Below are 22,690 nucleotides of genomic sequence, written 5' to 3' on the forward strand. Positions count from 1 at the left end.
CGCAATCGAACGCAGCCTTAGGCAACTGCTACAAGTATTGAGCAAGCCTCGACTGGGCCTTACGCTTCGATGCCCAGAATGTCGCGAGCCACAGCTTCGGCAATCCGGATCCCGTCGACACCTGCCGACAGAATCCCGCCTGCGTAGCCTGCGCCTTCGCCTGCCGGGAACAAGCCCTTGACGTTAAGGCTTTGCATTGACGCGTCACGGGTCATGCGCAGCGGCGACGAGGTGCGGGTTTCGATTCCGGTCAGGATCGCGTCATGCATCGAGAAGCCTTTGATCTGCTTCTCGAACGCCGGCAAGGCTTCGCGGATGGCTTCAATGGCGAAGTCCGGCAGAGCCAGAGCCAAATCACCCAGGGATACACCCGGCTTGTAGGACGGCTCGACAGTGCCCAGGGCCGTGGACGGCTTGCCGGCAATAAAGTCGCCGACCAGTTGCGCCGGAGCCTCGTAGTTGCTGCCGCCCAGGACGTAGGCGTGGGCCTCCAGGCGTTCCTGCAGTTCGATCCCGGCCAATGGCCCGCCCGGGTAGTCTTCTGGCGTGATGCCGACCACGATGCCCGAGTTGGCATTGCGTTCGTTACGCGAGTACTGGCTCATGCCGTTGGTCACAACGCGACCCGGTTCGCTGGTGGCGGCAACCACGGTGCCACCAGGGCACATGCAGAAGCTGTAAACCGAGCGGCCGTTTTTGGCGTGGTGTACCAGTTTGTAATCGGCAGCGCCCAGCTTCGGGTGACCGGCGTACTTGCCCAGACGGGCGCTGTCGATCAGCGACTGCGGGTGTTCAATGCGGAAACCCACCGAGAACGGTTTGGCTTCCATGTACACGCCACGACCGTGGAGCATGCGGAATGTGTCACGGGCGCTGTGGCCCAGGGCCAGGACGACATGACGCGAGTTCAGTTGCTCACCGTCAGCCAAGACGACACCGGTCAGTTGACCGTCGTCGATCAGTACGTCAGTCACACGCTGTTGAAAGCGTACTTCGCCGCCCAGCGCAATGATTTGCTGGCGCATGTTCTCGACCACACCGGTCAGACGGAATGTACCGATATGCGGTTTGCTGACGTAGAGAATCTCGTCCGGTGCGCCGGCTTTGACAAACTCGTGCAGCACTTTGCGGCCGTGGTGTTTCGGGTCTTTGATCTGGCTATAGAGCTTGCCGTCCGAGAACGTGCCTGCGCCGCCTTCGCCAAACTGCACGTTGGACTCGGGGTTGAGCACGTTTTTGCGCCACAGGCCCCAAGTGTCCTTGGTACGTTGGCGAACTTCGGTGCCGCGTTCAAGAATGATCGGCTTGAAGCCCATTTGTGCCAGCAGCAGCCCGGCGAAAATACCGCAGGGGCCAAAGCCCACCACAATCGGGCGTTCGCTCAAATCCTGGGGGGCCTGGCCGACAACTTTGTAGCTGACGTCTGGCGCTGGATTGACGTTACGGTCGTCCGCGAACTTGATCAGCAGCGGTGCTTCATCGCGCACGCTCAGATCGATGGTGTAGATAAAGCACAATTCGGACGATTTTTTACGCGCATCGTAGCTGCGCTTGAACAAGGTGAAATCGAGCAGGTCATCACTTTCAATACCCAGGCGCTGCAGGATGGCAGGGCGCAGGTCTTCTTCGGGATGGTCGATCGGCAGCTTGAGTTCGGTAATTCGTAACATGACAGTGTCCAGTATCGGGGGGCCAGGTAAACCCTGGCAGAACCGCCAATTGTAAGCTGCTTCGAGGCAATATGCGGCAACAGTTGTCGGCTAGTCGTTACGCGCGCCACCGAAATAACCGCAACCGCGCTGGATCTGACCGTTGATCCGCAGCTCGGCACCCAGATGCTGCACGCTGCCGTTGCTACTGTCGGTGCAGCGTTGTGGGGCAACCCACAGCTCGATGTGCTGGTTGTTGGCTTCAGTGGACAGGGAGAAACGGCCATCACCGACCTGTTCTTCAACGTACGGCAGAGCCAAGTCTGGCTGGCCTTCGCGTTTAAGCACCATACCCTTGCCCCCGGCCTGTATTTCCCACGCTGGGCCATTGCCGTTGGCGTGAACGGTCAGTTGCTTGAAGTTCGGGTCCTGGCAGGCGCTGTTGCTGCGCTCCATGCGATAGAGCTGCTGCAGCTCGACCTCACCGTCAGTGCCGGGTGTCTGGCTGGCGACAAAGCGGCCGCGAATATCGGCGAACAACTTGCCCGGAGAATTGGGCATGTAAGACGCGTCTTGCACCAGGGTGGTATTGGCGCTGTCGCGTACGACGTAGCGCTGTTGGCCGACGCACGGTTGAAACACGAGCTGGTCATTGGAAGAAACCAGCTCACCTTGCAAGCGGGTCAGACCAGCGTTGGTTTCAGCAGGTTTGCTGTTAAGCAGTTGGCAGCCCGCAAACACGGGCAGCAGGGCAAACAAAACCAAGGGACGAACAGCACGCATCATTGGGACTCCTGACTGGAGCCGCCACGTTACTCAGGCTCGCCGTGCATCACAAGGGGGGAGGGTGGATGGGGAGGGTTTCTCGACCATGTGGGAGCGGCGGTGCGATGACTCCCACACGGGTTCATGGAGTCCAAACGTTGGGTTTTGGGTCAGCCGACTGGATAGGTTTGCCCGGTGTGCAGGCCTTCTACGCTTTTGGCGTAGGCCAGGGCCACATCGGCGCCCGCTACGGGCTTGAAGCCGCGAAAGTACGGCGCGTAGTGTTCCATGGCTTCTTCCAGCACTGTAGGGCTTACGGAGTTAACCCGCAGCCCGCGTGGCAACTCAATGGCGGCAGCTTTTACGAAACCGTCGAGTGCCGCGTTGACCAGTGCCGCCGAACTGCCTGTGCGGATCGGCTCACGGCTGATGACGCCACTGGTGAAAGTGAACGATGCACCATCGTTGGCAAACTCGCGACCGATCAACAGCAAGTTGACCTGGCCCATCAGTTTGTCCTGCAAGCCCAGGGCGAAATCTTTCTCGCTCATCTCCATGAGTGGCACAAAGCTGACATTGCCAGCCGCGCAGATCAGTGCATCGAAGCGTCCGGTTTGTTCGAACAGTTGGCGAATCGATGCGCTGTCGCTGATATCAACCTGAAAATCGCCGCTTTTGCGGCCTATGCGCACGATCTCGTGGCGCGGTGACAGTTCGCGATCAATAGCTGAACCAATCGTACCGTGAGCGCCAATCAACAGGATTTTCATGGTGTGTACCTTTATGGATGAGGTGAGCGCTCAGTCTAGGGGTGGTTTTTTAGCGCGATAAGCGCACTAATAGGCAACCTTTGGTTTTCATATGGAAACAATCCATGAGCGAAATGGATGACTTGGCGGCGTTTGCGGTATTGATCGACGCGGGCAGTTTTACTTTGGCCGCTCAGCAATTGGGTTGCAGCAAGGGACAACTGTCCAAGCGCATCAGTCAGTTGGAGGCACAGTTCTCAGTGGTGTTGCTGCACCGCACCACAAGGCGTTTGAGCCTGACGGCTGCGGGTGCAGCGTTATTGCCTCAGGCCCAGGCACTGGTCGTACAAGTGGAACGTGCGCGTCAGGCATTGGCCCGACTCAAGGACGATATGGCTGGCCCGGTGCGTATGACCGTGCCTGTGTCTTTGGGCGAAACCTTTTTTGATTCGCTGCTGCTGGAGTTCTCCCGCGAGTACCCACAGGTGCAAATTGAGCTTGAACTCAATAACAGTTACCGCGACATGGCGCGGGAGGGGTTTGATCTGGCGATCCGCTCGCAGGTTGCCAGCAACGAGCGACTGGTGGCCAAGCTGGTACTTAACTGGCACGAAATTACCTGCGCCAGCCCCGCGTATCTTGAGCAATACGGCGAACCGACCACGCCTCAGCAACTGGCCGAGCACCGTTGCCTGCTTAACAGTCACTACAGCGGTCGCGAAGAATGGCAGTACCACCGTCAGCATGAACTGCACCGGGTGCGGGTTTCGGGACCGTTTGCCAGCAATCACTACAGCTTGCTGAAAAAGGCTGCCGTGATCGGTGCTGGCATCGCCCGGCTACCCTCGTACATGCTCAGTACCGAATTGGCGGATGGGCGTTTATGCGGGTTGTTGCGTGACTATCAAACGCGTAGTAATCCCATGTATCTGGTTCACCCTTATCAGGGCGGCTTACCCAAACGCACCCAGGTATTGGCGGATTACCTCGTGGGTTGGTTTCAGCGCAGTGGTGAGGCCATTAACCAGCTTTAACCAAAACGCTGCCTTCAGGGCAAAAAAAAACGGCCCCGAAGGGCCGTCCTGTATCGCAGGCAGGTTTAGCCGCCCAGATACGCGTCGCGCACTTTCGGATCGTTGAGCAATTGCTCGCCAGTGCCTTGCATGACCACACGGCCGTTTTCCAGCACGTAGGCTCGGTCAGCAATTTTCAGTGCCTGGTTGGCGTTTTGCTCCACCAGAAACACGGTTACGCCTTCATCTCGCAGTTGTTCGATGATGTCGAAAATCTGCTGGATAATGATTGGCGCCAACCCCAGTGACGGTTCATCAAGCAACAGCAGCTTGGGTTTGCTCATCAGCGCCCGGCCAATCGCGAGCATTTGCTGTTCGCCCCCGGACATAGTGCCGCCGCGTTGAATGAAGCGTTCCTTCAAGCGTGGGAACAAGTGCAGAACCTTGTCCATTTGCTCTTCGTACTCATGCTTCTCGGTAAAGAAACCGCCCATGGCGAGATTCTCTTCCACGGTCAAGCGAGCAAATACCCTACGTCCTTCAGGTACAACGGCGATGCTTTTGCGCATGATCTGCGCCGAGGTCAACCCCACCAGCTCTTCGCCCATATAACGAATGCTGCCGCTGTGAGCTTGCGGCGAACCGCACAACGTCATCATCAGGGTTGATTTGCCAGCGCCGTTGGCGCCGATCAGGGTGACGATTTCGCCCTGGCGTACCTCGACATTGACACTGTGCAGGGCCTGGATCTTGCCGTAAAAGGTCGAAACGTTTTCAAATTGCAGCATTTACGCTTCCCCCAAATAGGCTTTGATCACTTCAGGGTTGTCACGGATCTGTTCCGGCGTCCCGTCAGCCAAAGGTGTGCCCTGGTTGATCACCACGATATGGTCGGAAATGCTCATGACCAGTTTCATGTCGTGCTCAATCAACAGCACGGTGGCGTTATGCTCATTGCGCAAAATGCTGATCAGCGCTTTGAGGTCTTCGGTTTCCTTGGGGTTCAGGCCCGCTGCCGGTTCGTCGAGCATGAGGATGCGCGGACGCGTCATCATGCAACGGGCGATTTCCAGGCGTCGTTGTTGGCCATAGGCCAAGGTGCCCGCCGGGCGGTTGGCGAACTCGGTCAGGTTGACCTTGTCCAGCCAATACGCAGCGTAATCCATGGCATCGCGTTCGCTTTTACGGAACGACGGGGTTTTGAACAGGCCTGACAGGAAGTTGGTGTTGAGGTGACGATGCTGGGCAATCAGCAGGTTCTCAACGGCCGTCATGTCCTTGAACAATCGCACGTTCTGGAAGGTACGAACGACCCCTTTGCGCGCAATTTCATGGCCAGCCAACCCTTGAATAGGTTGGCCATCGAGCAGGATCGTGCCCGCCGACGGTTTGTAAAAACCGGTCAGGCAGTTGAACACGGTGGTCTTGCCGGCGCCGTTAGGGCCGATCATCGACACTACCTGTTTTTCCTTGACGGTCAGGGCCACGCCGTTCACCGCCAACAAGCCGCCAAAGCGCATGCTCAGGCCGCTGACTTTCAGTATCTCGCGGCTCATTTTCGCAGCTCCAGGTGAGGACGTTGCATTGGCAGCAGACCTTGCGGACGCCAGATCATCATCAGCACCATCAGGGCTCCGAACAGCAGCATCCGGTATTCGCTGAATTCACGCATCATTTCCGGCAACAGGATCATCACCACAGCTGCCAGGATGACACCCAGTTGCGAGCCCATACCGCCGAGTACCACGATGGCCAGAATGATCGCCGACTCAAGGAAGGTGAACGATTCCGGTGTTACCAGGCCTTGGCGTGCGGCAAAGAAGCTGCCAGCAAAACCTGCAAAAGTAGCACCCAAGGTGAAGGCTGAAAGCTTGATAACTGTCGGATTCAAACCCAAGGCGCGACAGGCGATTTCGTCTTCACGCAGTGCTTCCCAGGCGCGACCGATTGGCATGCGCAGCAGGCGGTTGATCACGAACAACACCAACAGCACCAGCACCAGCGCGATCAGGTACAGGAAAATGACCTTGTTGATCGAGTTGTAGGCGATGCCAAAGTACTCGTGAAACGTTTGCATGCCTTCGGCGGCGGTTCTGTCGAAACTCAGACCGAACAGCGTTGGTTTCGGGATGTTGCTGATACCGTTTGGCCCACCGGTGATATCCGTCAGGTTACGCAGGAACAAACGGATGATTTCACCGAACCCCAGGGTCACGATAGCCAGATAGTCACCGCGTAAACGCAGCACCGGGAAGCCAAGCAGGAAGCCAAAGGTTGCCGCCATCAATCCAGCCAATGGCAGGCAGATCCAGAAGCTCAGCCCGAAGTAATGCGCGAGCAGCGCGTAGGTATAGGCACCCACGGCATAGAACCCGACATAACCCAGGTCGAGCAGACCCGCCAGGCCGACCACGATGTTCAGGCCCAGGCCGAGCATGACGTAGATCAGGATCAGCGTGGCAATGTCCACTGCACCGCGCGAACCGTAGAACGGCCAGATCAATGCAATGACCACCAGGCCCAGGATGATCCAGCGTTGAGTGCTGGGCAGGGTCAGGAAGTAGCTGGCCTTGGTAGGCACTTTCGGCAGGCTGGGTGAGTTCTTCCAGGCTGTGGTCAGTTGCTGGTTGAACAACACGCGCACAAACATCAGCAAGGAGCAGATCGCAATCACGCTCAGGGTGAAGGTGCTGGTGTTGTGAACTTCAATGTTGATCCCGACGATAGTCAGTTTCAGACCGAGTACCGGGTAGGCGACGGCCCAGACCAACAGGGCGCTGAAAAGCGCCGACTTAAGATTCCTAGTCATACTTTTTCAATCTCCGGACGCCCCAGAATGCCGGTCGGACGGAACAGAAGCACCAGCACCAGCAAGCCAAAAGCCACAACGTCTTTGTATTGGTCGCCGAAGATATCGGCACCAAAGGCTTCAGCCACACCGAGTACCAGGCCACCGAGCATCGCGCCAGGAATACTGCCGATCCCACCCAATACCGCAGCGGTAAAGGCTTTAAGGCCTACCAGGAAACCTGCGTTGGGGTTGATCACGCCGTACTGCACGCTGATCAGCACCGCAGCAACGGCTGCCAGGGCAGCACCGATCACGAAGGTCAGCGCAATCACGTTGTTGGTGTTGATACCCAGCAAGTTGGCCATTTTCATGTCTTCGGCACAGGCGCGGCAGGCGCGGCCCATACGTGAACGAGAAATGAAGATGGTCAGGCCGAGCATTGCGAGGAAGGTGACGACGAAGACCACAATTTGCATGTAGGAGACGATAACTTCGCTAGCGCCTCCAGGGCCAAAGGTGAAGCCGCCAGGGATCAGGTTGGGGATTGATTTGTCTTTTGAGTCTTGTGCCAGTAGTACGGTGTTTTGCAGGAAGATCGACATGCCGATGGCAGAAATCAGCGGAATAAGCCGATTACTGCCACGCAAGGGACGGTAGGCAACCCGTTCGATGCTGTAGCCGTAGGCGCTGGTAACCACAATGCTGGCGAGAAACGCGGCAGTCAGCAGAAGTGGCACGCTGTCCAGACCCATCATGGTCAAGCCGGCGATGGCGATAAACGCAATATAGGAACCAATCATGTACACCTCGCCGTGGGCGAAGTTGATCATTCCAATAATGCCGTAAACCATCGTATAGCCGATGGCGATCAGGGCATAAGTGCTGCCAACGTTGAGGCCGTTAACCAGCATTTGGAAGAAGTGATAGATGTCAGGCATTACAAAGCTCCTAAAAACCTGAGACGCATTTCACTGGTGGAGTCATTTTCCGGCCTGGGCTGTATGGGTTTTCACCCACTTTGAACACAGGTCTTCTGCCAGCGAACCGCTGGTGACGGTTTTAAAGATTTTCAGGTGGGCAGGCTTTCGGATCACGAAAGCGCGGCCCCATTTCCATGAACCGCCGGCCTTTAAAACAAAACCCACCGCGGGCGCAGTGGGCTTCGTTGTTAGGCCAGGATCAACCCTTACTGAGGGCTTACTTCAGTTTTAGGCTTACCGAAGTGCCATTCGTAAACTACGAATTTGAAATCTTCCACGTCGCCTTTGGCGTCAAACTTCAGGTTGCCGGTAGGCGTCTTGAAAGTACCTTTATGGATGGCTTCAGCAACTTTGGCCGGGTCTTCGCTTTTCGCTTGCTCGATACCGCCAGCAATTACTTCAACTGCTGCGTATGCCGGGAACACGAATGGACCGGTAGGGTCTTGTTTCTTGGCAGCAAAGGACTCAACCAGCGCCTTGTTGGCCGGGTCTGCATCAAATGCTTTTGGCAGAGTCACCAGCAGGCCTTCGGAAGCACCTTGAGCGATTTGCGAGATGGACTCGTTGCCCACGCCCTCAGGGCCCATGAACTTGGCGTTCAGGCCTTTTTCTTTGGCTTGGCGCAGGATCAGACCCAGCTCTGGGTGGTAGCCGCCGTAGTAGACGAAGTCGACGTTGGCTTGCTTGAGCTTGGCAATAACAGAGGAATAGTCTTTTTCGCCAGCGTTGACGCCTTCAAAGACTGCGACTTTCACGCCTTTGTCTTCCAGGGTCTTTTTAACGGCGGTAGCGATGCCTTCACCGTATTGCTGTTTGTCGTGCAATACCGCAACGATTTTCGGCTTCACGTGATCCGCGATGTAGTTACCGGCTGCAGGGCCTTGGGCGCTGTCCAGACCGATAGTACGGAAAATCATCTTGTAACCGCGAGCGGTGATTTCCGGGCCGGTAGCGGCCGGGGTAATCATGATGATGCCTTCGTCTTCGTAAATGTCCGAAGCAGGCTGAGTGGAGCTGGAGCACAGGTGACCGACTACAAATTTAATACCGTCATTGACCACTTTGTTGGCAACGGCAACCGCTTGTTTCGGGTCGCAGGCGTCATCGTAGTCAACCGCTTCAAGCTTTTTGCCATCAACGCCGCCCTTGGCGTTGATTTGTTCGATAGCCATTTTTGCGCCAGCAAACTGCATGTCGCCGTACTGAGTCAGAGGCCCGGTTTTCGGACCCGCGATACCGATCTTGATGGTGTCTGCGGCAAATGAATGGCTGGCGAACCCGGCCAAAACCATAGCGGCAAACAGTTTAGTAATCTGCTTTGTAGCCATCTTTATTGGTGCTCCACTCTTATGTTGTAATTTTTATAGTCCTGGAAGCCAAGGCAGCCGGACCGGGTTTTCTTGTAACGAAATTCCCGGTCAATCCCCCCTGCAACTGTACCGGTACAGTGTAGAGCGCCGGTTCAGCGCTTGAATAGCGTACTGGCGGGGGAAAAAACAGGAAATGTCGCTTAAACGTAAGAAAAAGACAGAATGGCGGCGGATTAGGCTGTTGATAGTTATCAGAATGTTGCTAAATCAACGCACCAGTCCTTGGCCTTCTACTCTTTTCTCGCTTTTTTACCTGAAAAGCCGGGTTTTTCTACCGGGTGTGCGGCGTTATCATTGCGCCGATATTTTTCCCGGTGAATCCCATGAATCAAGAACCTAGCACCCTCTATGCCAAGCTGCTTGGCGAGACCTCAACTATTGAATGGAAAGCCCTGCAACCCTTCTTCGCCAAAGGTGATTTGTTGTGGGTTAAACCCGAGCTGGACTTGATCGAAGCGGCGCAGGCAGTGACTCAGGATGATGCAGAGAAAGTCTCGGCCTGGATGGCGTCCGGGGTGCTTGGCAAGATGACTGAGGAGCAGGCGCTAGACGTTCTTGAACGTGACCCGCAGCTATGGGCGGTGGTGGTTTCGCCTTGGGTTATGGTCCAGGAAAGGGCGCAAAAATAACCTCGCGCACCAAACGGGAGCATTTTTTTGCACTGAATTGAAGTGCCGGGAGTGTGTAGCTCAGTAACCCGGCTCTGAGTAGTGGCAATTTGCCGTGGAGAAACGCCACAGTTGGTACGGTGGCGTTTTTTTGTGCCTGCAATACAGATGCCCCGCTATGGGCACTCTGAGTGCAAAAGTGGCGCAATAGGGAGTCAAGGAAGGGAGTTGATAGTTGCGGGTATTGAGGGGGGGCTTGTAGATACTCTGTTCCAGGTCAAGCCCAGTGGGAGCGAGCCTGCTCGCGAATGATCTTCGCGAGCAGGCTCGCTCCCACGCTTGAAGTATCTCTGCCGCTGGTAAAGGCTGCGCAAAGATCTGCAGGATCTTCACCAGCCTTCCAGGCATTGGGCCAGCTATCGCAGCCTGAGCCAGCGGCTACAAGTGTTGTTTTAACCGGCGACCAGCACGCGAATGGCTTCAAGGCGCAGGGCGGCTTTTTCAAGCATGGCCAGGCTTTGTTCGCGTTGTTTGCGCAAGGCCACCAGTTCGCTGTCGCGTACGCTCGGGTTGACTGCCTGCAAGGCGGTCAGGCGTGCCAGCTCTTCTTCGGTATCGGCAGCCAGGCGGCGTTGCGCTTCGGCCACGCGTTCTGCGTGACGTGGCGCGATCTTGGCTTCACCGGCGTTGATCTTCGGCGTCAGCTGGTCGCGCTGGGCCTGAACGAACTTGTTGGCGCTGGCGCGGGGTACGCTTTCCAGTTGTTCGTTCAATGTGTCGAAGGCTACTCGCGACGACAGGTCGTTACCGTTGGCATCGAGCAGGCAGCGCAGGGCCGCCGGGGGCAGGTAGCGACCCAGTTGCAGTGAGCGCGGGGCAACCACTTCACTGACGTAAATCAGCTCGAGCAGCACAGTGCCGGGCTTCAGGGCCTTGTTCTTGATCAGTGCGACGGCGGTGTTGCCCATCGAGCCAGACAACACTAGGTCCATGCCGCCTTGCACCATCGGGTGTTCCCAGGTGATGAACTGCATGTCTTCGCGTGACAGGGCCTGGTTGCGATCGTAGGTGATGGTGACACCTTCGTCGTCGCCCAGCGGGAAACTGGCGTCGAGCATTTTTTCGCTGGGCTTGAGGATCAGCGCGTTTTCGGAATGGTCTTCGCTGTCAATGCCAAAGGCGTTGAACAGGGTTTCCATGTAAATCGGCAGGGTGAACTGGTCGTCCTGCTCAAGGATCGCCTCAACCAGTGCTTCGCCTTCGCCCGAACCACCGGAGTTAAGCTCCAGCAAGCGGTCGCGGCCAGTGTGCAATTCCTGTTCGAGACGCTCGCGCTCAACCCGTGCTTCGTCGATCAGCGCTTGCCATTCTTCATCGTCTGCGGCTTCCAGCAACGGCAGCAGGCGCGGGCCGAACTGGTGTTGCAGGGCGTTGCCGGTCGGGCAGGTGTTGAGGAAGGCATTCAGCGCTTCGTGATACCACTGGAACAGGCGCTGTTGCGGGCTGGTCTCAAGGTATGGCACGTGAACTTCGATGATGTGCTTCTGGCCGATCCGGTCCAGACGGCCAATACGCTGCTCCAGCAAGTCCGGGTGGGCTGGCAGGTCGAACAGCACCAGGTGGTGAGCAAACTGGAAGTTGCGGCCTTCACTGCCGATTTCGGAACAGATCAGCACTTGGGCGCCGAATTCTTCATCTGCGAAGTAGGCCGCAGCACGGTCGCGCTCAAGAATGTTCATGCCTTCGTGGAAGACCGTTGCAGGAATGCCGGAACGCACGCGCAGGGCGTCTTCCAGATCCATCGCGGTTTCGGCGTGGGCACAGATCACCAGCACCTTGGTGCGCTTGAGCATTTTCAGGGTGTCGGTCAGCCATTCAACCCGAGGGTCGAAGCGCCACCAGCGTTCTTCATCACTGGCGTCTGGCTGTGACTGGAAGCTGACTTCTGGATACAGCTCGGCATGTTCACCCAGCGGTAACTCAAGGTATTCGGCCGGGCACGGCAGCGGGTAGGCGTGCAGTTTGCGTTCCGGGAAGCCCTGGATTGCGGCACGGGTGTTACGGAACAGCACGCGGCCGGTGCCGTGGCGGTCAAGCAACTCGCGCACCAAGCGGGCGCTGGCTTCGGCATCGCCATCATTGACGGCAGCCAGTAGGGCATCGCCTTCGGCACCGAGGAAACCGTGGATGGTTTTATGCGCTTCAGGTGACAGGCTGCCTTTATCCAGCAGCTCCTGTACGGCTTGAGCGACCGGGCGATAGTTTTCGCTCTCGGCGCGGAAAGCGGCCAGGTCGTGGAAGCGGTTCGGGTCGAGCAGGCGCAAGCGTGCAAAGTGGCTGTCTTGACCCAGTTGTTCCGGGGTCGCGGTGAGCAGCAACACGGCCGGGATCACGCCAGCGAGTTGCTCGACCAGGCCGTATTCAGGGCTGACGTTGTCTTCATGCCACACCAGGTGGTGTGCTTCGTCGACGACCAGCAAGTCCCAGTCGGCGTCGAACAGCGCGGCCTGGGCCTTGGGGTCGTCAACCAGCCATTCCAGGGCAACCAAGGCCAGTTGGCTGTCTTCGAAGGGGTTGCTGGCATCGCTCTCGATAAAGCGCTCTTCATCGAACAGCGCCACTTCGAGGTTGAAGCGCCGACGCATTTCGACCAGCCATTGGTGCTGCAGGTTTTCCGGGACTACGATCAGTACACGGTTGGCGCGGCCGCTGAGCAGTTGGCGATGAATCACCAGACCCGCTTCAATGGTTTTACCCAGGCCTACTTCGTCGGCCAGCAAAACCCGCGGTGCGATTCGGTCTGCCACTTCGCGGGCAATGTGCAGTTGGTGTGCAATCGGTTGCGCACGCACGCCGCCCAGGCCCCACAGCGGCGATTGCAGCTGGAGGCTGGTGTGTTCCAGGGTGTGGTAGCGCAGCGAGAACCAGGACAGCGGGTCGATTTGCCCGGCGAACAGACGGTCACTGGCCAGACGGAACTGGATAAAGTTCGACAGCTGGGTTTCTGGCAGGGTGACGGTTTCGTTTTGTTCGTTGAGGCCGTGATAGACCAGCAGGCCATCGGCGTCATCGACTTCGCGCACGGTCATCTTCCAGCCTTCGAAGTGGATGATGGTGTCACCCGGTGAGAACCGTACACGCGTAAGCGGTGCGTTGCGCAGCGAATATTGGCGGGTTTCGCCAGTGGCCGGATAGAGCACGGTCAACAAGCGACCGTCCTGTGCCAGAACGGTGCCCAAACCTAGCTCTGCTTCGCTGTCACTAATCCAGCGTTGCCCCGGTTGATACTGCTGCGCCATGCTGCCTGACTCCCGCTTTGAAAAAGCCGAGTATATTAACGGATCAAAGGCCTCAGTCCAAAGGACTCTCATAAAAAGCTGCCGGGCTTAAAATCAGCCGGGGCAGTAATCGACGAACGGCTGACCTCGACGGGCTGCCGCTGACAGACTGACGACAGGAGAACATTAACCATGTTGCCGTCAATTTTGCCGCTTGGCGCAGTAACCGTTACCTGCGGCCCTGTCCGTCCTCGACCCGAGATCCCGCCCGTGGTGCCAACGCAAGCCAGCTCCAGTGAGTGTGCGATCGATCTGAAACACAGCGATGACGATCAGGCCACGCTGCTGTTACGCGAAGAACAGCAGCGCCAACACGACAAGCGCCGTCGCGAATCCCTGGAGCAGAACCCAGTGGCAGAGGCGGGCACTGATGACGGTGCGCCGGATGCGCCCCTGATTGATGGCATGCAGCGTCAGGGGTTGTGGGTCGATATAAAAGTCTAGATGGTTTTTTCTGGTCAGCGCTGAATACGCGTCGCATTATTGGCGCACTGAAACACACTGACAGTGGTCTGATTTTTTATGAGCCAAGACACCAAGCTGGTTGATCTGGGCGCCGAGCGCGCCAAACGGGTACACGACCTCAATGAAAAACGCTTGAATGAAGTTCGCCTGGCATTCGAGCAGGCAATGCCTTTGGTAAAAGCAGCGAAGAAACCAAAGAAAAAACCGAAAAAGCGCTGAGCTGCTGCGATTCCGCTGACCTGAGTCAATTATTCCCATCAACTTCGAGCTGGCCGTGGATCTCTATTGATCCCGGTCAAGTTGTGCGCCTGCGCGTCTGGTTAATCTAGCTTCAACAGACACAATCAGACAAACGCAGGAGGCCGTCATGTTTCTCGATAATGTGGTTATCGCCGGAGTACTTACTGTCGGCCTCATGGTTTTGTTCTTCGCCGGTCTGGGCATTTTTATCTGGAAAGACTCCCAGAAGCGCAAATAGCGCCGAGTCTTTTCAGGGAATGAGCACGCAAGGCATTTTGGGCGACTTCGGTCGCCTATTTTTTTGCCTGTGTGTTTTGTCTACAGCTTGAACCCCTCTGTGGGAGCGAGCCTGCTCGCGAAGGGTGTAAGTATCAGCGTGTATTGACTGGAAAATCGCGATGTTCTTGGGGGCTTCGCGAGCAGGCTCGCTCCCACAACTTATTACTGCACAAAAAAAAGGTACGTCCCGTGAGGGACGTACCTTTTTTGTTCGGCGCAGAATCAGGCCAGCGCTTTGGACGCCAGCCAGAACAGCGTCGCAGACAGCGCGATGGTGGCCGGTAAGGTCAGCACCCACGCCATCAGGATGGTCTTGATCGTGCCGCCTTGCAGGCCGCTCTTGTTGGCGACCATGGTGCCAGCAACGCCTGACGACAGGATGTGCGTAGTCGATACCGGCAGGGAGAAGATGTTGGCCATACCGATTGCGAAGGCAGTGGTGATCTGTGCCGCCATGCCCTGGGCATAGGTCATGCCTTGCTTGCCGATCTTCTCACCGATGGTTTTAACCACCCGCTTCCAGCCAACCATGGTGCCCAGGCCCAAGGCCAGTGCTACTGCCAGAATCACCCAGAACGGGGCGTACTCTGTGGTTGCGGTCAGGTCTTTGCGCAGTTTGTCGAGGTCGGCTTTTTCGCGCGAATCAAGTACTGGCAGTTTACTGACTTTCTTTGCAGTGTCATCCAGGCAGAGCAGGTAGCGACGGATCTCGATACGCTTTTCAGCCGGGATCGAATGGTAGTCTGCCACGCCTTTCAATGAGCCAAGCAGCGCTTCAATGGTCGGTTCGGTTTGCTGCGGGTTGCAGCTGAACTGATCAGGCAAGTCGCCTTTGATGCTTTTGCCCAAGGCCAGAAACTCGCTCAGCGAAGCGTTGTTGCGCTGGTAGAACTGGTTCAGGTGCAGGGTGGCGTCACGAGTACGCTCGATCTGATACGTGGTGCTGTTCAGATCCAGTACGAAGGCACTTGGCACGATGCCGATCAGGACCAGCATGATCAGGCCGATGCCTTTCTGGCCATCGTTGGAGCCGTGAACAAAGCTCACTGCCATGGCCGAGATCACCAGAACCAGGCGGTTCCAGAACGGCGGATGCTTCTTGTCGTCCAGCTTGCGGCGCTGCTCTGGCGTCTTGTGCATCTTGGACGCCGGACGCCACCACTTCAGGGCGATCAACACCAGGCCGGCAATCAGGAAGCCCGCAATTGGCGAGAACACCAGCGAGGCACCAATGTCGATTGCCTTCTGCCAGTTAACCCCTTCGCTCACCGGGATTCCGCTGATCAGGGCATTGGCCAGGCCGACACCCAGGATCGAACCGATCAAAGTGTGCGAGCTTGAGGCCGGAATCCCGAAATACCAGGTTCCCAGGTTCCAGGTGATGGCTGCTGCAAGCAGTGAAAACACCATGGCCAGGCCATGTCCGGTGTTTACATTCACCAGAAGCTCTACCGGCAGCAGGTGGACGATGGCATAAGCCACGCCGACCCCGCCCAGCAGAACGCCGAGGAAGTTGAACACACCGGAAAAGAACACCGCCAGGTGAGGCGGCATGGCTTTGGTGTAGATGACAGTCGCTACCGCGTTTGCGGTGTCATGAAAGCCGTTGATGAACTCAAACGCGAGAACAAAGGCTAGGGCGAAGAAGAGGCTGATAAGAACCCAGGCGTCCAATCCGCTTAATAGATCGATCATGAAGGTTTTCTGACACGGTCATAAAGGGGGGCGGATTATGCCAGAAAACCCTGCTAATCAATGCACTAGCTGCCCGTTGGTAACATCTATAAATGAAAAAACTCGTCAGAGTATTCTGAAAGAACGCGTAGGCACATTCCCTCAAGCCACTGATAGCAAAGGCTATGAGGGTTTTCAGGGGGCAAACTTTACCCCTTGTCGAGGCCCTGATTCGAGCACATGAAATATCTCGAATCGGAGGTTGAGCCGGACTGGTTTCAGCTCTGACACAGCAAATAGCCATACCCGCTCGTGCAAATGGCAAGCAAGCAAGGGTGGCAGCAGGCTATTTTCAGGCTCTCAGGTCAGGGCTCTTCGGCATTGAGCTCTTTTTCAATTTTCTGAATTTCTTGAGAGAAAGCCTGATCGAGCAGGCTGGCACGTTTGCGCCAAGGTTTACGCTCTGGCTCTGGGCGAGCGGCGTAGGTCGTCACTTCACCGCCGTAAACATCCTTGAATCGTTGTTCCTGACGCTCAAGTTCTGCGCGCAGTTCGTCTTTCGTCACTGTGTTACCTAATTGAGTTAAGTTTAAATCTGGTGAATCACCGTGCAGGGGCGGTTGATTCATTTGACGAATGATAGGCGATAAGGCAATTGCCTATTTACAACGTCACATTTAAATACGCCACGCGATGCACACCGCCACGTCATCAACTAACACATGAACGTCGCCGTTTGTAAGTGTTCACCCCCACTGGGCCACAACACACAATGCACTTGGGTTAAGCCGCGAGGGCCGATTGAACTCAACGAATTGGCTGGATCCAATCTGTCGCACAGGCTTGACCTTGTGCTCTCGATCACTTGCACTCCTCCAAGGCGGAGGAGAATCACTACTATCGCCGAATAACTTCGGGCGCGTCAACTTCCAAGTGCGTGACGAGTTATGAATAGTCATGAATTACAGCGCAGGATGCTCGGCGCACTCTATTAATACGGTCGCCGGCTAATTGCCGAATCAAGTTATTTAACCGCCGGGCTGGACTTAACCGGATTACATATAAAGCAGACGTTTTCTATCACTGAACGGATTGATTGTGTGGGGCGCTTGATTTTAATAAACCTCACGCCAAGGGGCAGCCTGTGAATCTTTAGCTTGCGTCCAGGTTGATGGGTGGATTGCGATTATCGGCTGACGGTTCGATAATCGCCCGGCATGTAATAACTATAAGCAGCTGAAGCTGGGGGTTGGGAATGAGTGATCAACTGCGTAATGCCGTTGCCAGTATCGCACCGCCGATTGTGGCGTCGCCGGCCAAGCGGATTCAGGCGTTTACCGGTGACCCTGACTTTATGTCGTCACTGGCCCGAGGTTTGGCAGTGGTGCAGGCGTTTCAGGAGCGCAAGCGGCATCTGACCATCGCTCAGATCAGCCATCGCACTGAAATTCCACGGGCAGCGGTGCGCCGGTGTTTGTACACCCTGATCAAGCTTGGCTACGCGACCACTGATGGTCGGACCTACTCCTTGTTGCCCAAAGTGCTGACCCTGGGCCACGCCTATCTGTCTTCGTCGCCGCTGGCGGTGTCGGCCCAGCCGTATCTGGACCGTATGAGTGAGCAATTGCACGAAGCGTGCAACATGGCCACCCTCGAAGGCGACGATATCCTCTATATCGCCCGCTCGGCCACCACCCAGCGCCTGATCTCGGTGGACTTGTCGGTAGGTGGCCGCTTGCCTGCGTACTGCACGTCAATGGGCCGCATCCTGCTGGCGGCGCTGGACGATGTGACGCTGAACGAGTACCTGGCCCATGGCGAGTTCCAGGCCAAAACCAGTCGCACCTTGCATACCCCAGAGGCGTTGCTTGAGTGTTTGCAGCAGGTACGCGCACAAGGCTGGTGTGTCGTTGATCAAGAACTGGAGCAAGGGCTGCGCTCGATTGCCGTACCAGTGTATGACGCGTCGGGCCAAGTGCTGGCGGCTCTGAACGTCAGCACCCACGCCGGGCGGGTGACACGTACGGAGCTGGAACAGCGCTTTTTACCGATCATGCTCAACGCCAGCCGTGAGCTGAGCACCCAGTTGTTTAGCTGAATCAGAGGGAACTAAGCGTTCGATAAACGCACAGTTAAGCGTTTATCGAATTGCGCGCTGGCAGTGCGCTGATTAATGTCGCTTCAGCGCCCCGGTTCGAAGCCCGCTCAAGCGTTGCTCAGGACTTGGCCAAAATAATAATGAAGAGGCTATACGCCATGAACATCCCCAACTGCCCGTCACTGACCGAGTCACTGCGCAGTCGCCCGAAGATCCGCTGATCCCCGATAGCTTTTAGTGTGACCCTGGCCGTTAGCCGGTTTTCGTTCGCCCTGGTTTTTACTCGGTATAAAAATAATGAATTCACCTCAGTCTTCTGTCGGCAGCTGCCTCGATGTGCAGTCCTTCATCAACGCTCAACCGCTGTCGCGTTACCAATGGCGCGTGGTGATCCTGTGTTTTCTGATTGTTTTTCTCGATGGCCTGGACACTGCGGCAATGGGCTTTATCGCCCCAGCTCTGTCGCAGGACTGGGGTATTGACCGCGCCAGCCTGGGCCCGGTCATGAGCGCCGCGCTGATCGGCATGGTGTTTGGTGCCCTGGGTTCGGGGCCCTTGGCGGACCGCTTTGGTCGCAAAGTGGTGCTGGTGGTGGCGGTGTTGGTGTTTGGCGGGTTCAGCCTGGCGTCGGCCTACAGCAGTAACGTTGACCAGTTGCTGGTTCTGCGATTTTTGACCGGCCTGGGGCTGGGCGCCGGGATGCCCAATGCCACCACCTTGCTATCGGAGTACACCCCTGAGCGGCACAAGTCCTTGCTGGTGACCAGTATGTTCTGCGGCTTCAACCTCGGCATGGCAGGCGGCGGGTTTATCTCGGCCAAGCTGATCCCGATGTATGGCTGGCATAGCCTGCTGCTGATTGGCGGGATTTTGCCGCTGATTCTGACCCTGGTCTTGGTGGCGTGGTTGCCTGAGTCTGCGCGTTTTCTAGTGGTGCGCAATCGCAGCATTGAGCTTATTCGAAAAGCACTGGCCCCAATAAACCCGGCAATTGTGGCTCAAGCTGCAAGCTTCAGCGTACCGGAGCAAAAGACCGTCAAGGCCCGCAACGTATTCGCGGTGATTTTCTCCGGTACCTACAGCACCGGCACCCTGTTGCTCTGGCTCACCTACTTTATGGGCCTGGTGATTGTTTACCTGTTGACCAGCTGGCTGCCGACGCTGATGCGCGACAGTGGTGCGAGCATGGAGCAGGCAGCGTTTATTGGCGCTCTGTTCCAGTTCGGCGGGGTACTGAGTGCGGTAGGGGTGGGCTGGGCGATGGACCGGTTCAACCCTCATAAAGTTATCGGCATTTTCTACCTGCTAGCTGGGGTATTTGCCTACGCGGTAGGGCAGAGCCTGGGCAATATCACCCTTCTCGCCACGCTGGTGCTGGTGGCCGGTATGTGTGTCAACGGTGCGCAATCGGCGATGCCGTCTCTGGCTGCGCGTTTTTATCCGACCCAGGGTCGGGCCACAGGTGTGTCGTGGATGCTCGGTATTGGCCGCTTCGGCGCCATTCTAGGCGCCTGGATGGGGGCAACTCTGCTGGGGCTGGGCTGGAACTTCGAGCAAGTACTGACCGCGTTGGTGATCCCGGCTGCCCTGGCAACCGCTGCGGTATTGATCAAGGGCATGGTCAGCCATGCGGATGCAACCTGATCGTTATCACGCTAACTATGTGTTCGATTAACGAACACATAGTCGATTATCGGATTGTTTGGCCGAAAGCCGCGGCTTAATCTGCTGAACATCCGGTGCTAGCGCACCTTCTTCAACTGCAGCGGCCTACAAAAAAAACGGGAGCTACCCAGATGGCAGACATCATTTCGTTACACGACGCGGTGAAACAATTTGTTAGCGACGGTGACACCGTTGCTCTCGAAGGTTTCACTCACTTGATTCCGACTGCTGCGGGTCATGAAATCATCCGCCAGGGCAAGAAAGACCTGACCCTGGTGCGGATGACGCCTGACTTGGTCTATGACCAGTTGATCGGTGCCGGTTGTGCGCGAAAGTTGATCTTTTCCTGGGGCGGTAATCCGGGTGTCGGTTCCTTGCACCGTTTACGCGATGCCGTCGAGAAACAGTGGCCACAGCCGCTGGAAATCGAAGAGCACAGCCACGCCGACCTGGCCAATGCCTACGTCGCAGGCGCCTCGGGCCTGCCGTTTGCGGTACTGCGTGCCTACGCCGGTTCAGACCTGCCCAAGGTCAATCCGCTGATCAAGACCGTGACTTGCCCATTCACCGGCGAAGTATTGGCCGCCGTGCCAGCAGTGCGCCCGGACGTGACGGTGATTCATGCACAAAAGGCTGACCGCAAAGGCAACGTGCTGCTGTGGGGCATTCTGGGGGTGCAGAAGGAGGCGGCACTGGCGGCCAAGCGTTGCATCGTCACGGTTGAGGAAATCGTCGATGACCTGCAAGCGCCGATGAACGCCTGTGTGCTGCCGACCTGGGCCCTGAGCGCGGTGTGCCATGTGCCGGGCGGTGCGCATCCGTCCTACGCTCATGGATACACCGAGCGTGATAACCGTTTCTATCAGGCGTGGGACCCAATTGCCCGCGACCGTGAGACCTTTACTGCCTGGATCAATGAATACATCCACGGCACTGCGAATTTCAGCGAGTTCCAGGCCAAGCTGGCCCGCGCTTCGGAGGCAAAATAATGGCTTACTCCACCAATGAAATGATGACTGTCGCCGCCGCTCGCCGTTTGAAAAACGGCTCGGTGTGTTTTGTCGGCATCGGCCTGCCTTCCAAAGCGGCCAATTTGGCGCGTCTGACCTCTTCACCCGATGTGGTACTGATTTACGAATCCGGTCCGATTGGTGCCAAGCCCTACGTCTTGCCGCTGTCGATTGGGGACGGCGAGCTGGCCGAAACTGCCGACACAGTAGTGTCCACCAGCGAAATCTTCCGTTACTGGCTGCAAGGCGGCCGGGTCGATGTGGGCTTTTTAGGTGCGGCCCAGGTTGACCGCTTCGGCAATATCAACACCACCGTGGTCGGTGACTACCATCAGCCAAAAGTGCGCCTGCCGGGTGCCGGTGGGGCACCGGAGATCGCCGGGTCGGCGAAAAGCGTGCTGATCATTCTCAAGCAGTCGGCCCGTTCATTTGTCGACAAACTGGACTTCATCACCTCTGTCGGCCACGGCGAAGGCGGCGACTCGCGTAAACGCCTGGGCCTGCCAGGTGCCGGTCCGGTCGGGATCATCACTGATCTGTGCACCATGGAACCCGAGGAGCAAACCAACGAATTCGTGGTAACGGCCTTGCACCCTGGTGTGACTCGCGAGCAAGTGGTCGCCGCTACCGGCTGGGCGATTCGCTTTGCCGATAACGTGCAACAGACGGCCGCACCGACCGAGGTTGAGCTCACCGCCTTGCGTGACCTTGAGGCTCGAACTGCACTGGCTCACGGCCAGGCACCGGGAGAAGCGTGATGCGTGAGGTCTTTATCTGTGACGCGATTCGTACACCCATTGGCCGTTTTGGCGGTGGTCTGGCCAGCGTTCGTGCTGACGATCTGGCTGCTGCGCCGATAAAGGCGCTGATCGAGCGCAACCCAAACGTGAACTGGAGCGAAGTCGACGAAGTGTTCTTCGGCTGCGCCAACCAGGCCGGTGAAGACAACCGCAACGTGGCCCGCATGGCGGCGCTGTTGGCCGGTCTGCCGGAAACCATTCCTGGGGTAACCCTCAACCGCCTGTGTGCCTCGGGTATGGATGCAATCGGCACCGCCTTCCGGGCAATTGCCAGTGGCGAGATGGAGCTGGCGATTGCCGGTGGCGTCGAGTCCATGTCGCGAGCGCCGTTTGTGATGGGCAAGGCCGATGCGGCGTTTTCGCGCAACATGAAGCTGGAAGACACCACCATCGGCTGGCGCTTCATCAACCCGCTGATGAAGGCCCAGTACGGGATCGATCCGATGCCGCAAACCGCGGATAACGTGGCCGACGATTACCAAATTTCCCGCGCCGATCAGGACGCTTTCGCCCTGCGTAGCCAGCAACGTACCGCCGCCGCTCAGGCTGCTGGTTACTTTGCCGAAGAAATCGTACCGGTACGTATTGCCCACAAAAAAGGCGAGACCATCGTTGAACACGATGAGCACCCGCGTGCCGACACCAGCCTGGAAACCCTGGGCAAACTCAAACCGGTCAACGGCCCGGACAAGACTGTGACCGCGGGCAATGCCTCGGGGGTGAACGATGGCGCGGCAGCCTTGATTTTGGCATCGGCCGAGGCGGTTAAACGCCATGGTCTGACCGCCCGAGCTCGGGTGCTGGGAATGGCCAGCGCCGGTGTTGCGCCGCGGGTGATGGGCATCGGCCCGGTACCTGCGGTACGCAAGCTGGTGGAGCGCCTGGGTTTGGCGGTCAGCGATTTTGATGTGATTGAACTCAACGAGGCTTTCGCCAGCCAAGGCTTGGCTGTATTGCGCGAGTTGGGCCTGGCTGACGACGCACCGCAGGTTAACCCCAATGGCGGAGCGATTGCCCTGGGCCATCCGCTGGGCATGAGTGGTGCACGTATCGTGATGACCGCCTTGCACCAGTTGGAGAAAACCGGCGGCAAGAAAGGCTTGGCAACTATGTGTGTCGGTGTCGGCCAAGGTTTGGCATTGGCTATCGAACGGGTCTGATAGCGCTACAGTTAAAGCCGAGCGACTGTGACCTCA

Annotated in this window: 21 protein-coding genes; 10 read left to right on the top strand and 11 right to left on the bottom strand. The window is 57.2% G+C overall.

Annotation, left to right across the window (positions count from 1 at the left end; genetic code table 11):
- Positions 1–59: 59 nt before the first annotated feature.
- From V6L79_RS08460 to V6L79_RS08470, 3 genes are all read right to left on the bottom strand, one after another.
- Positions 60–1,670, bottom strand: a complete 1,611-nt coding sequence (locus V6L79_RS08460) for an NAD(P)/FAD-dependent oxidoreductase (RefSeq protein ID WP_261741161.1) — start codon at positions 1,668–1,670, stop codon at positions 60–62.
- Between the two features lie 90 nt (positions 1,671–1,760).
- On the bottom strand, positions 1,761–2,432 hold the full coding sequence (locus tag V6L79_RS08465; protein WP_338580308.1) for a hypothetical protein: 672 nt from the start codon (positions 2,430–2,432) through the stop codon (positions 1,761–1,763).
- Positions 2,433–2,584: 152 nt separating this feature from the next.
- Entirely contained in the window at positions 2,585–3,184 is a 600-nt protein-coding gene (locus V6L79_RS08470; protein WP_261741162.1) for a short chain dehydrogenase, read from the bottom strand.
- Between the two features lie 104 nt (positions 3,185–3,288).
- On the opposite strand from V6L79_RS08470, the gene V6L79_RS08475 reads away from it, so the two are divergent.
- A complete protein-coding gene (locus V6L79_RS08475) occupies positions 3,289–4,197 on the top strand; it encodes a LysR family transcriptional regulator (protein ID WP_261741163.1) in 909 nt (302 codons plus the stop codon).
- Positions 4,198–4,262: 65 nt separating this feature from the next.
- Here the strand turns inward: V6L79_RS08475 and V6L79_RS08480 are convergent, their stop codons facing one another.
- From V6L79_RS08480 to V6L79_RS08500, 5 genes are all read right to left on the bottom strand, one after another.
- Complete coding sequence (locus V6L79_RS08480) at positions 4,263–4,964, bottom strand: ABC transporter ATP-binding protein (protein ID WP_261741164.1); 702 nt, start codon at positions 4,962–4,964, stop codon at positions 4,263–4,265.
- Positions 4,965–5,732 carry a high-affinity branched-chain amino acid ABC transporter ATP-binding protein LivG gene (gene livG / locus V6L79_RS08485; RefSeq protein WP_261741165.1) on the bottom strand — a complete coding sequence of 256 codons (768 nt, stop codon included), beginning with the start codon at positions 5,730–5,732 and terminating at the stop codon, positions 4,965–4,967.
- Positions 5,729–6,985: a high-affinity branched-chain amino acid ABC transporter permease LivM gene (locus tag V6L79_RS08490; protein WP_261741166.1), complete on the bottom strand. Its 1,257-nt coding sequence runs from the start codon at positions 6,983–6,985 to the stop codon at positions 5,729–5,731. The genes livG and V6L79_RS08490 overlap by 4 nt, the downstream gene beginning before the upstream one ends.
- A complete protein-coding gene (livH, locus tag V6L79_RS08495; RefSeq protein ID WP_261741167.1) occupies positions 6,982–7,905 on the bottom strand; it encodes a high-affinity branched-chain amino acid ABC transporter permease LivH in 924 nt (307 codons plus the stop codon). Before livH ends, V6L79_RS08490 begins: the two co-directional genes overlap by 4 nt.
- A gap of 248 nt (positions 7,906–8,153) precedes the next feature.
- Positions 8,154–9,281, bottom strand: a complete 1,128-nt coding sequence (locus tag V6L79_RS08500) for a branched-chain amino acid ABC transporter substrate-binding protein (RefSeq protein WP_261742383.1) — start codon at positions 9,279–9,281, stop codon at positions 8,154–8,156.
- A gap of 359 nt (positions 9,282–9,640) precedes the next feature.
- Here V6L79_RS08500 and V6L79_RS08505 point away from each other — a divergent pair, with 359 nt between their 5' ends.
- The gene (locus V6L79_RS08505; protein WP_261741168.1) at positions 9,641–9,946 is read left to right on the top strand and encodes a DUF2288 domain-containing protein; all 306 of its coding nucleotides are present in this window, start codon (positions 9,641–9,643) and stop codon (positions 9,944–9,946) included.
- Between the two features lie 431 nt (positions 9,947–10,377).
- Here V6L79_RS08505 and rapA read toward each other — a convergent pair whose 3' ends face one another.
- Positions 10,378–13,224: an RNA polymerase-associated protein RapA gene (gene rapA, locus V6L79_RS08510; RefSeq protein WP_338580085.1), complete on the bottom strand. Its 2,847-nt coding sequence runs from the start codon at positions 13,222–13,224 to the stop codon at positions 10,378–10,380.
- 171 nt (positions 13,225–13,395) lie between these two features.
- On the opposite strand from rapA, the gene V6L79_RS08515 reads away from it, so the two are divergent.
- The 3 genes from V6L79_RS08515 (at position 13,396) to ccoM (ending at position 14,206) form a co-directional block, all read left to right on the top strand.
- Positions 13,396–13,707, top strand: a complete 312-nt coding sequence (locus V6L79_RS08515; RefSeq protein ID WP_261741170.1) for an aspartate-semialdehyde dehydrogenase — start codon at positions 13,396–13,398, stop codon at positions 13,705–13,707.
- A gap of 78 nt (positions 13,708–13,785) precedes the next feature.
- A complete protein-coding gene (locus V6L79_RS08520; protein ID WP_261741171.1) occupies positions 13,786–13,947 on the top strand; it encodes a hypothetical protein in 162 nt (53 codons plus the stop codon).
- A 148-nt stretch (positions 13,948–14,095) separates the two neighbouring features.
- A complete protein-coding gene (ccoM, locus tag V6L79_RS08525) occupies positions 14,096–14,206 on the top strand; it encodes a cytochrome c oxidase subunit CcoM (RefSeq protein WP_016779744.1) in 111 nt (36 codons plus the stop codon).
- A 263-nt stretch (positions 14,207–14,469) separates the two neighbouring features.
- On the opposite strand, the gene V6L79_RS08530 is transcribed toward ccoM, so the two are convergent.
- Together V6L79_RS08530 and V6L79_RS08535 are read right to left on the bottom strand one after the other, a co-directional pair.
- On the bottom strand, positions 14,470–15,942 hold the full coding sequence (locus V6L79_RS08530; RefSeq protein ID WP_261741172.1) for an inorganic phosphate transporter: 1,473 nt from the start codon (positions 15,940–15,942) through the stop codon (positions 14,470–14,472).
- 344 nt (positions 15,943–16,286) lie between these two features.
- Positions 16,287–16,487, bottom strand: a complete 201-nt coding sequence (locus V6L79_RS08535; RefSeq protein WP_261742384.1) for a hypothetical protein — start codon at positions 16,485–16,487, stop codon at positions 16,287–16,289.
- Positions 16,488–17,176: 689 nt separating this feature from the next.
- Between V6L79_RS08535 and pcaR the strand changes: the two genes are divergently transcribed.
- The 5 genes from pcaR (at position 17,177) to pcaF (ending at position 22,654) form a co-directional block, all read left to right on the top strand.
- Positions 17,177–18,019, top strand: a complete 843-nt coding sequence (gene pcaR / locus V6L79_RS08540) for a pca regulon transcriptional regulator PcaR (RefSeq protein ID WP_261741173.1) — start codon at positions 17,177–17,179, stop codon at positions 18,017–18,019.
- 297 nt (positions 18,020–18,316) lie between these two features.
- The gene (locus V6L79_RS08545) at positions 18,317–19,663 is read left to right on the top strand and encodes an MFS transporter (protein ID WP_321835916.1); all 1,347 of its coding nucleotides are present in this window, start codon (positions 18,317–18,319) and stop codon (positions 19,661–19,663) included.
- 152 nt (positions 19,664–19,815) lie between these two features.
- The gene (locus V6L79_RS08550) at positions 19,816–20,673 is read left to right on the top strand and encodes a CoA transferase subunit A (protein WP_088379144.1); all 858 of its coding nucleotides are present in this window, start codon (positions 19,816–19,818) and stop codon (positions 20,671–20,673) included.
- The gene (locus V6L79_RS08555; RefSeq protein WP_261742385.1) at positions 20,670–21,452 is read left to right on the top strand and encodes a CoA-transferase subunit beta; all 783 of its coding nucleotides are present in this window, start codon (positions 20,670–20,672) and stop codon (positions 21,450–21,452) included. Before V6L79_RS08550 ends, V6L79_RS08555 begins: the two co-directional genes overlap by 4 nt.
- Positions 21,449–22,654, top strand: a complete 1,206-nt coding sequence (pcaF, locus tag V6L79_RS08560; protein WP_261741175.1) for a 3-oxoadipyl-CoA thiolase — start codon at positions 21,449–21,451, stop codon at positions 22,652–22,654. The genes V6L79_RS08555 and pcaF overlap by 4 nt, the downstream gene beginning before the upstream one ends.
- Positions 22,655–22,690 lie beyond the last annotated feature (36 nt).

This window comes from Pseudomonas sp. ML2-2023-6 (assembly GCF_037055265.1).
GTDB classification, from domain to species: domain Bacteria; phylum Pseudomonadota; class Gammaproteobacteria; order Pseudomonadales; family Pseudomonadaceae; genus Aquipseudomonas; species Aquipseudomonas kulmbachensis.

Coding starts and splice junctions, on each gene's coding strand:
- V6L79_RS08505 (WP_261741168.1), top strand. CDS start 9,641: ATGAATCAAGAACCTAGCACCCTCTATGCCAAGCTGCTTGGCGAGACC.
- V6L79_RS08460 (WP_261741161.1), bottom strand. CDS start 1,670: ATGTTACGAATTACCGAACTCAAGCTGCCGATCGACCATCCCGAAGAA.
- pcaR (WP_261741173.1), top strand. CDS start 17,177: ATGAGTGATCAACTGCGTAATGCCGTTGCCAGTATCGCACCGCCGATT.
- V6L79_RS08470 (WP_261741162.1), bottom strand. CDS start 3,184: ATGAAAATCCTGTTGATTGGCGCTCACGGTACGATTGGTTCAGCTATT.
- V6L79_RS08550 (WP_088379144.1), top strand. CDS start 19,816: ATGGCAGACATCATTTCGTTACACGACGCGGTGAAACAATTTGTTAGC.
- V6L79_RS08520 (WP_261741171.1), top strand. CDS start 13,786: ATGAGCCAAGACACCAAGCTGGTTGATCTGGGCGCCGAGCGCGCCAAA.
- V6L79_RS08465 (WP_338580308.1), bottom strand. CDS start 2,432: ATGCGTGCTGTTCGTCCCTTGGTTTTGTTTGCCCTGCTGCCCGTGTTT.
- V6L79_RS08480 (WP_261741164.1), bottom strand. CDS start 4,964: ATGCTGCAATTTGAAAACGTTTCGACCTTTTACGGCAAGATCCAGGCC.
- V6L79_RS08515 (WP_261741170.1), top strand. CDS start 13,396: ATGTTGCCGTCAATTTTGCCGCTTGGCGCAGTAACCGTTACCTGCGGC.
- V6L79_RS08545 (WP_321835916.1), top strand. CDS start 18,317: ATGAATTCACCTCAGTCTTCTGTCGGCAGCTGCCTCGATGTGCAGTCC.
- livH (WP_261741167.1), bottom strand. CDS start 7,905: ATGCCTGACATCTATCACTTCTTCCAAATGCTGGTTAACGGCCTCAAC.
- livG (WP_261741165.1), bottom strand. CDS start 5,732: ATGAGCCGCGAGATACTGAAAGTCAGCGGCCTGAGCATGCGCTTTGGC.
- ccoM (WP_016779744.1), top strand. CDS start 14,096: ATGTTTCTCGATAATGTGGTTATCGCCGGAGTACTTACTGTCGGCCTC.
- V6L79_RS08530 (WP_261741172.1), bottom strand. CDS start 15,942: ATGATCGATCTATTAAGCGGATTGGACGCCTGGGTTCTTATCAGCCTC.
- rapA (WP_338580085.1), bottom strand. CDS start 13,224: ATGGCGCAGCAGTATCAACCGGGGCAACGCTGGATTAGTGACAGCGAA.
- V6L79_RS08490 (WP_261741166.1), bottom strand. CDS start 6,985: ATGACTAGGAATCTTAAGTCGGCGCTTTTCAGCGCCCTGTTGGTCTGG.
- V6L79_RS08475 (WP_261741163.1), top strand. CDS start 3,289: ATGAGCGAAATGGATGACTTGGCGGCGTTTGCGGTATTGATCGACGCG.